The organism is uncultured Enterococcus sp. (assembly GCF_913775425.1).
Lineage (GTDB): Bacteria > Bacillota > Bacilli > Lactobacillales > Enterococcaceae > Enterococcus_G.
In genome coordinates this window covers 1-10,543 of sequence record NZ_CAJYIS010000015.1, presented here as the reverse complement: position 1 = coordinate 10,543, position 10,543 = coordinate 1, and the positions used below count along the sequence as shown (strand labels likewise).

The window sequence follows — 10,543 nt, the reverse complement described above, 5'->3', positions numbered from 1 at the left end:
TCGACTTCTCCTCGGTTAATGTAAAGATATTCTGCTAATTGGATCTTTTTTTCAATAAATGGTTCAATAAATTTCAGCATTCCGATTTCCTCCTGACTCTTCATTCTAAAACAACCATTATTTTATTACAAACGATTTACATTTTATTTTCCGAAATTTTCATTTACATTTCATAATTGAGCCTTATTTTATTAGATTGTATATGACATATAATTTATTTTATTAGGAAAATGAATATAAAAAACGAATTCATTCTTTACATTATGATTAAAGAATAAATTCGTCTACTCACCTAAGCAGGATAACTTATTATTTTAGTTGTTCGATCGCGTAACCACTTACTAAAATGTAAGAACTCATTTAAAGTCAGATAATCACTGATCATATACTGCTTATCAGCAGGATAATCAGCAAATACTTCATTGGTCAACAAGATGATATTATTATTTTTGGTCAAGATACTTGGATCGGTCAATTCACGAATAACAAATGGCTCTTCAAAAAATTGACGTAATGGCGCAAGCTCTTCCATCAAGAACGTCGTATGCTTGTCACCTAGTGTTGAGTACACATATAGATGGAAGTAATGTTGTTGTTCAAACGTTAAAATATTTTCTGAAACTAAGAAATATACAATACTGATCTCACGCTGGTTGAGTTCGATACCTAATAAATGCGACATTTGCTTCATGAATGGCTCGATCAACGCCCGACGATGTGGATGTGCATCATACATTTTTCGGACAAAAAAGTCTTGTCTCAAATCAAAGATTTTCATTTTGTATGGAAATAATTTCAAGTGAAAACTCGTTTTAATAAATAATTGGATCAGTAATTCTCTTTTTTCATACGGAACGTTCTCATGGCACATCGTATGGACAACGTGTGAGAAACGCTGGTGATTTTCCAACTCATTCTCTTCATATACCGTACGTAATAGATCCGTTACAACTTTTATACTAGGTGTAATTTCTCCATGTTCCTTACGTTGGAATTGAAATTGACGTAAAAGTGAAAATAGATAAAGATGTTCGAAGAAGTTTTCTTCAAATGGATAATTTGAAAATTTATAAAACGTCAAATCAAATGTAGCAAACTCATCTAATTGCTCTTGTGCACCATAGCTGACTAAAATTTCTTTTACTTCAGTCGTTGGTAACCCAAATGAACTCGCTAGATAAGCAAATAACATAATTTCTTCTTTTTCATTTCTCCCACGAATCCAGTATCCATTATCATGGATAATTTCCATATTGAATTTTCTGAGATCAGCTTTGATTTGACCTATGATCCGTGCAAATGTCGCGGGTGCAGCTAATATTTTTTTACGATAGTATTCACTGGACTCACCAGGAAATAACACTAATGCCTTTAGTAAAGCTAATTTCAGCGATTGCTTCACTGAAAAACGAATAATTTGATTTAGAGCATACACATTATAGTGTGTGCCATTGACATAATACTCGGTATACATCCCTTCGATTTCTTTGATGTAACGTTTTAAAGTCGAAGTAGATAACTTTAGATCACGTTGTAAAAATTCTTGATCAAGTTCTCCTTGATGGATATAGAGATATTCGGCGATTTGGATCTTTTTAGAAATGGATTGTTCAACAAATTGTAGCATATGGATCCCTCCTATAAACAAAAACAGAAACAGATATTATGTAATATAGTTTATTTTATACTATTATGTGGTCATATAGTGATTATTTATGTTAAAAATAAAGCCCGTTTTTTATCGCGATTTACGAAAAAAACGAGCTTTTCCTATTCTAATGCTTACTCGTGACTTTGATACCGATGATTCCGACGATCAAAAGCCCTACAAAAAACCAAGTCGCTAGCGATAATTTTTCCTTATAAAGCCAGACACCGACTAAAATCGACCCCACTGCACCTACGCCCGTCCAAATCGGATAGGCTAAATTCATCGGTAACGTTTTTAGTGCTCGTGCTAAAAAGTAAAAACTTGCAATCATACCGATCACAGTCGCGATACTAAATCCTAATTTCGAAAATCCTTCACTTGCTTTCATGAGCGTTGCCCATACGACTTCAAAAATACCTGCAATCACTAAATAGATCCATGCCATGTTCATTTCCTCCTCAAAATAAAAAGAGCCTATTCTATTCCTCCAAAGACCTATGGGAATAGAGCAGACTCTTGGCTACCCGGTAGTAGCGTTCTGTATTTTTTTCATATTTTAGCACACTTCATTTTCAGTAGCAACTGTTTTAGGATACTGAATACGACGGTATCCTAACCATTTTACCAACGTATATCCGATCGTACAACCAATAAAGTTTAATAAGATATCACTAAAAGCAAACGTTCCAACGTAGAATACATACTGTAACGTTTCGATACCTAAAATCGTAAAGAAAGCGATCAATACAAATTCCCAAGGCTTTGCTTTAAATGCATATAACCCACCCAGCGGCACAAAATAAAGCGTATTTAGTATCGCTTCCATCACAGTTCGTTTATCTCTTACGACAAAATCAAAGAGATCAAATGAATAGCTATGATAATTACTGGCTTTCCCAAATAGTACAACAAATAATAAAAACAAATAAATGCTATACACTAAATACAGATATATTGCTGAAAAATAGCGATACTCCCATTGTAGGAAAAATAAAAAAGCACTTAAAAAGAAAAAGAAAAGTAACGTTTCTTGCGTATACGCAAAGCGGTCCATGGCATGGTGCAAACGTGGATAGCTGACCAATGTCGGATAGGCTAGATAATGAATCACGATGACCGATGAAATAATGGATATCAAAAAGTATGCAGTTAACCGGAGTAAACGAAACATAAGGTTCCTCCTTGAATTTTAATATATTTAGCCTACCACATTTTAAAACAGTAGACTAGGCTGCCCTGAAAATTTTCAGGAAAATTAAAAAAGAGCACTCTCTCTAGTATTTAGAGAAAGTACGCTCTATTTTTATTGTTTACGTCTTAAAGACACTAAACTATAAAATACTAACGCTATTGCAATAATCACCATTCCAATGATCATGATCATCCGTTGCGATGCCTCATTGGCCATCGGTAACGTTTTTCCTGAATTGTTTGTTCCAGATGAGTCTAAGTTTGGCGTTTGATTCCAATTAAAATCAGAAGTTGTACCCTCACTTGGATTCGATGGTTGTAATGGAACTATTGATTCTGTACTTGGCTCTGTACTTGGCTCTGTACTTGGTTCCGTACTTGGTTCCGTGCTTGGTTCCGTACTTGGTTCCGTGCTTGGTTCTGTGCTTGGTTCCGTGCTTGGTTCTGTACTTGGTTCCGTGCTTGGCTCTGTACTTGGCTCTGTACTTGGTTCTGTACTTGGTTCTGTACTTGGCTCTGTACTTGGTTCTGTACTTGGCTCTGTACTTGGTTCTGTACTTGGTTCTGTTGTCGACTCAGTTGGTTCTTCTTTTTCAACTTTAACGAATCCAAAGTCTAAAGTATCATCGACTTGGCCGTCTTTTGTTAATTTTTCTGAAGTTGCGATCCATGTTGATGAATCTTCTTCACGACTTCCTTGACCTTCGATCGTTGGTTCAAAACCTGTTAATACATCTTTTGAAGCTTTTTGATCGATGTGTACTTGGTATTGACCGGCTGGTAAATGATCAAAGTGGTAGTAGCCATTTTTGTCCGTCTTCGTCGCAGTTACTATATTACCATTGATATCTTTGACTGGCTTGCCGTCCATATCTGTGATCGTCAAGACAACGTCTGCGATCCCAACTTCGTCTTTATCTTGTTTACCGTTTTTGTTTGCGTCAAACCAGACATAGTCTCCTACACTAACTTCGATGACTTTATGAGTATTCGTGATCATCGTGCCATCGATCGTCGTCGTATACCCTTTGACCGTTTCTTCTTCTACAGAATACCGAATCATTTTACCATCTTGATACGCTGGTAGATCAGTAAATTCTGTCTTCCAGTTTTCTTTAGCTGTGACTTTGCGTGTTTCTACGATTTGACCATCAGCGACTAGATCGACTGTGATCTCACTTGGTCGAATTTGATCAAGATCATCGCGATCGTCCCACACTTTGACTACTGGTACAGAAGTTGTAGCTACTTTGTGCGTATTCGTAACATTAAAGCCATCGATCGTCGTTTCATATCCTGTAACAGTTGACTCTGTGATCGTATACTCGATTACTTTTCCGGCTTCATTTTTCGGAAGATCCGTAAAACTTGCTTGCCAATCATCTTTCGCATTGATTTCTTTTTCGGCTACTTGTTTGCCATTAGCCAAAAGTTGAATCGTAATGCTTTCTGGACGTAGACCATCTTGATCATCGCGATCATCCCACGTTTTGGTAACGTCCACAGTTGTTGTTTCAGGTGTGTGACTGTTTGTGATCGTTGTATCTTTGATCGTACTTTCGTAATTTGGAACAGCTTCTTCTTTAATCGTGTAGACGATCTCTTTACCATTTTGGTATTTCGCTAAGCCTTTGATTACTGTTTGCCAATCTTCTTTGGCAGATAATGTAACTTGACCGACTTCTTGATCATTTGCCAATAGATATACTACGATTTTTTCAGGGCGAAGGCCGTCTTGATCCTTTTGATCGTCCCACACTTTATTTACAGGCAGATCGATAGTTGCGGCATCATGTGTATTGGTTAACACCGTACCATTTGTAGTTGCTTGATAATTGGCTACAGCAGTTTCTGTTGCTGTATAGGTAATTGGTTCACCTGCTTCATTTTCTGGAAGATTTGTAAATACTGTTTGCCAGTCATCTTTAGCACTTAACTCTTTTTCTGCTACTTGTTTGCCATTTGCGAGTAATTGTACAGTGATTTGTTCGGGACGTAGACCATCTTGATTCTCACTGTCATTCCAGACTTTAGTGACTGGAACATCAATCGTATTTGGAGTATGCGTATTGGTGATCGTCATATCTTTGATCTCGGTCTTATAGCCTGTGACTTTATATTCATTGATCGTATATTCGATTACTTTACCATTTTGTTTCTTCGGTAAATCTGTAAACGTAGTATTCCACTTCATGTCAGCACTGATTTCTTTTGTAGCTACGACCTCTCCATTGGCCAAAAGATCGACCGTGATAGCATCCGGACGTAAACCATCTTGATCTTTCGCATCATCCCAAACTTTATTTACCGCAATTTCAGTTGTTTCTGGCACATGTGTATTCGTAATCGTTGTTCCATCAACTGCTGCCGTATAACCTGGAACTTCTGTCACTTCTTTTGCAGTATAGTCGATCACTTTAGTTGCTTGATATTTTGGTAAATCCGTAAATGTTGCTTTCCAATCCGTTTTTGCGGTCACGATTTGTTTTCCAACAGAAACGTTGTTTGCAAATAATTCCACTTCAACTTCTTCAGAACGGAGACCATCTTGATCTTTCGCATCATTCCAGACTTTTGTCACATCAACACTTGTTGTTTCTGGAATATGGGTATTCGTGATCGTCGTGCCTTCGACTTTAGTTTTATAGCCTTCTGTTTCCGTCACTTCTTTAACGGTATATGTGATTTCCTTATCTTTAGCGGAACATTTTTCTAGACCTTCAAAGGTAGTTTTCCATTCTGTTGCAGCGTTGATTTCTTTTACTGCGATTTGCTTCCCATCAGCGAATAATGCCACTTCGATTTTATCCGGACGTAAGCCATCTTGGTTGTCCTTATCATCCCAGACTTTATTCACTGGAATATCGATCGTTTCGACATCGTGTGTGTTAATGACCGTCGTTCCATTCCAAGCTTGGCTGTATCCTTTAACAGCATCTTCGACTAATGTATACTCGATTTCCTTACCGTCACGATTCACATCAAGATTTTCAAATGAGAACGTCCAATCATTTTCTTTTGTTACGACTTTATTGGCAACTTCTTTCTCTCCATCCATCAAATGAATCGTGATCGATTCTGGTCGTAGACTGTCTTGATCATCCTTATCTTGCCAAATTTTTGAACCTGTGATCGTTCTTTTTTCGACTTGGTGTGTATTCGTTAGTGCAAATGTTAGTTCATCGTTGCTTACTTTTTTTGTCACGTCTAGTACATAGTCCGTCACTTCATCTTCCACAATACTATAATCGATTTTTTCGCCGTCAGCATATTTCGGTAGATCGTTGACCGTTACTTGCCAATCGTTTTTATTCGATAATACTTGTGTTTGTTCTGTAAGTTTTTGGCCATTTGCTAAAATGTGTACTGTAATCTCATTTGGGCGTTTACCGTCTTGGTTATTGGCATCCTCCCAAGTTTTTGTGATCGCTAATTTTGTTGTTTCTGGTACATGGGTATTGGTGATCGTTAAACCATCGATTTTACTCGTATACCCATCAACAGATTTTTCTTTTAACGTATAGTTGATTTTTTCACCATTTGCATATTTCGGTAGATTGTTGACTGTCGCTTGCCAATCGTTTTTAGCCGTGACATCGATCGTTTGAACGACGTTATCGTTTGCCAATACATCGACACTGACCGCTTCTGGTCGGATCCCATCTTGATTATTGGCATCGTTCCATACTTTTGTTACCGAAAGTTCTGTCGTTTCTGGTGTATGTGTATTTGTAATGGTTAGATCTTTAATACTTGATTGATACCCTGCAACTTCGTGTTCACTAATCGTGTATTCGATTGCTTTGCCATTTGCATATTTTGGTAGATTGTTGACTGTTGTTTGCCAATTGTTTTCAGCAGTGACGTCGATCGTTTGAACGACGTTATCGTTTGCCAACACATCGACACTGACTGCTTCTGGTCGAATCCCGTCTTGATTATTGGCATCGTTCCATACTTTTGTGATTGCTAATTTTGTTGTTTCTGGTGTATGCGTATTGATCAAAGTCGTTGTCATCGTATCTGCATTGACTGCTGCTTTGACCATATACCCCTTGGCAATATCGATTTCTCTAAATTCATAGATATTTTTTTCTTTGCCATCATAACTTGCTAAGTCTTTGACTGTTGCTTTCCACTCATTATCTTTTGTCAATGTGACAGTCTCTACAACTTGCCCTTGATCAATCGTTTGCCCTTCTTGGTATTTCACTAGTTCTGCTTGAACTTTTGTAGGACGTTTGCCATCTTGATCGTCTGCATCATCCCATTGTTTAGTGACGCTCGCAGTGGCTGTCTGTTGCGTATTTTTAACTTCTTTAACGATCACATTTTCTTGTTTATTGTTGTATTTTTGATCGACATTAACGGTAAAAGGTTCACCTGCAGTGTAGCCGATCGGTGCAGTCACTTCTTTTACTGTGTATTCGCGTAGTGGTAAATTACTGATACTCACTTCACCATTTTTAGTCGTATACGTACCAAACAATGTCTGCTCACCATTTAAATCATAATACAATTCAAACGTCGCTTCATTTTCGCCTTTGATGAGTTCATTTGAGGCACTATCTACTTTTTTCAGTTGCAATACACCTTTTTTAGGATCAAACTTCCCATCGATACTTGCAAAAACAGTCGCCGTAATTTTTGAGCTTTCGATTTCTTTTGCTTCAAAATTTGTTCCCTTTAACGAAACTGTATTAGAAATCTGTCCATCTTGTGTCGTCACGACCGTATCATACGTTAAGACTAGATGCTGGGTTAATTTGTTAAAATTCAAGACTAGTTTTTGATTTTCAGTGCTCACCGTATAGTCTGTACCCTCAACTAGTGTTTTGCCGGTTTCTTTATCTTTCACGACCAATGAGTTATTTTTGTAGACATGCCCCTCACTGATTGTATCTTCTATTACCGCATCATTGATGATCGATAAACTCTCATTGACATCGATTGTCCACGTGATTTCATCGCCAGTGTAAGCTTTATTATTCTCCGCATTTGATGTTTTAGTTAAAAACTTATCTGCTCGATCATATTGAACTACATTACTATAAGAAGATGTTTTATCATTTGCGGTTAACGTGGCTTTGTTGGTATATTGCGCTAACGAACGCTCTGGAACTGTCGCACTATACGTGATCAAGTAGCCTTTTTTGACCGCTTCGTTAAATTGAATCGTTAAGTTTTTTCCATCGATTGTTTGAGTAAAGGCAGTTACTTCATCGCCTTTCGTGATGTTTCCATTCGTTCCGACCGTGTACTCATAAACTTTCACGTTTTCGATTTGACCATCAAATCCTAACGTGTCTGTAAACACTACACCAGAACCTAGATTTTGACGTTGATAGTTTGTATAAACTTCGTAATCGATTCTACGGTCAGACGCTTCTTTTAAGTCTTTCGCAAATGTTCCTGTTTTATAGCCACTATTCCAGTAATTTGCTTTTACTTTCTGGCTAGCTGTTCGAGTTTGATCAATTGCGATATCATTTTTTGTTTGACCTGTAAATCTTGCTTCATTGGTATATACATTTTTACCAGTCGGAGCGCTCGTATTTTTATCTGCGATCACTTTATTAGGATCAAATGAAGTCGTATACGTAATCATAAGATCTTCATTTAATAGATTATCTTGACTGAACTCATTAAAGTTTAACGTGAATCCATCCATACTTTGTGTTAATTCATAACCATTATAGTCTTTTCCACCTCTTGTGACTGTCGTCAAGCCTGAAAACACTTGGCCTTTGTCGACAAAAGAATCTGTGATCGTCAACGATTTTAGTGGATCATGTGTTGGTTTAACTATAATTTGCCACTGGATCGTTTGGTTTTCGTAATCGATCCCAATAGCTTGCTTTTCAAAGCTATTTTGAGTAATAGCAACTTTTTCATCAACATTAGACTCAGTTGTCTCTGTGCCAATTCCCTCACCGGAAATCGTCGCTGCATTGGTAAAATCAGTTTTGCTAAAATCAGTGACCTCAGTATCATAGGTGATCGTAACTTGTTTTGTTCCTACATTTTTTAGCGTAATCGGGAAACTTGTTTCTTCTATGTCAACGCCATCAACTTTAATTGGTCCAGTCAGTTTCAATCCTGCCGGAATATTATCTTCGACGTTTACATTTTTCAAGTTGTGTCCGGCTTTATTAATCGTTATCGTCCAATGGATTAATTTAGAATCGTAGCCGACTTTTGATTCACCTGTTTTCTCAATTAATGAAGAACGCGTAATGGGTACTGTAGCTGTCGCACTATTGATTACCGTTTGACCATCAGACAGTGTCGCTTTGTTAGTAAACTCATTGTTTTGCTTATAAATCCCATTATTCACTTTGCTGTAATCAACTTTTGTACGATATGTAATCGTATAGATATCATTTTCTTCGATTTTACCTAATGTTAGGTTAGCTGGAAATTGGCTACTATCCACTTCAACTGATTGATCACCATTTTTAACTACCAAAGAATCTTTGATCAGCGTATTCCCTTCAGGTAAAACATCGCTTAAGATTGCATTGTTGACACCACTACCATTTTCGTTTAGTGTCAATGTCCATTCGATTTCATCTTCAGTACCGTCAACACGTTTTCCTGATTTTTCAAGAGTATCGGTACGAGTTAATTTGTCGACCGTTGCTGTAGCAGGAGCTGAAGTCGTACCATTTGCGGTAACTGTCGCTTCATTTTTAAATTCTAGTTTCGTACGATCCTCGATTGCCGTCGTGTACTTGATTCGATAGCCTTGATAGCCTTTGACATCAGGTAATGTTAGTTTAAATCCTTGTGCGGTACTTTCCTTAGATGTTTCTTCGATCGCTTGACCTTCATGGATTGTACCGTCACTACCGACTATTAGTGTTGTGATCGTAAATCCAGTAGCTGCTTTTACGCCTTTGGGTAACGTATCGGTAATAATAGGACTTTTAACCGTCGTTGTACCAGCATTTAGATAATCAATCGTCCAATTGATTTCACGAGCATTTTGTGTACGATCGGCATTTCCTTTTTTGGTTAATTCTGTGACCGTTGTAGTAGGTTTCATTACGACCGTCAAGGTTTTATCTTTGGTATCGTGAAAGGGTACTTCTTGAACAGCTTGTTCCTTAAATTTTGCTTCGTTAAATTCTAGATTTAGTGTAAACGTTCCCTCTTTGATTTCATTTTCTTGTGCTGCTTCATTAAACGTTAGGGTAAGAACACCGTCTTTTACTACATATGTTCCGACTGGTATTCCTTCAACGATTACTGGTTGTACTGGTGTTGTGATTTTTTCAAAGACATCAGGTAAAGCATAGCTTGCGGTATCGCCACTAACTACACCATCTTCTTGATCTTGCGTGTTCCAAGTCAAAGAAAAAGCTGCTTTTGAGTTGGCAGTGATTTCAATCGTTGCCTCGGAGGAAACATCTTTATCATCCACTGTCAATTTATCAAAAGCAAAAACATTTTCTAAAGCTTTAGGCTCTCTCAAAGTTGCTACTTGAACACTTGGCTTAACTGTAGTTGTGCTTTCTTCAGTACTATCTTTTGTACCGTCCTCAGTACTTTTCGAATCGGCAGGGGCAGGGTCAGCTTCTGCGTCTTCTTTGGTAGCTGTTGTTGTTTCACTTGTTGCACTTGACGCAGTTTGACTTTCGCGTGTTGTGGCTTCACTTGCTGTAGTTTTCGCGTCTGTTTGCGAAGTCATAGTCGGTA

The 10,543-nt window shown here is 37.6% G+C and carries 4 protein-coding genes; all 4 read right to left on the bottom strand.

The features are described 5' to 3' along the window. Positions 1-292: 292 nt before the first annotated feature. Entirely contained in the window at positions 293-1,627 is a 1,335-nt protein-coding gene (locus tag QZ413_RS01700; RefSeq protein ID WP_297075583.1) for a helix-turn-helix domain-containing protein, read from the bottom strand. A gap of 148 nt (positions 1,628-1,775) precedes the next feature. Next, positions 1,776-2,096 (bottom strand): multidrug efflux SMR transporter, encoded by a 321-nt coding sequence (locus tag QZ413_RS01695; RefSeq protein ID WP_297075581.1) that lies wholly within the window; start codon positions 2,094-2,096, stop codon positions 1,776-1,778. 111 nt (positions 2,097-2,207) lie between these two features. Continuing rightward, positions 2,208-2,822 carry a VanZ family protein gene (locus QZ413_RS01690; RefSeq protein ID WP_297075577.1) on the bottom strand — a complete coding sequence of 205 codons (615 nt, stop codon included), beginning with the start codon at positions 2,820-2,822 and terminating at the stop codon, positions 2,208-2,210. A 132-nt stretch (positions 2,823-2,954) separates the two neighbouring features. Beyond that, complete coding sequence (locus QZ413_RS01685) at positions 2,955-10,535, bottom strand: Cna B-type domain-containing protein (protein WP_297075575.1); 7,581 nt, start codon at positions 10,533-10,535, stop codon at positions 2,955-2,957. Positions 10,536-10,543: the final 8 nt, after the last annotated feature.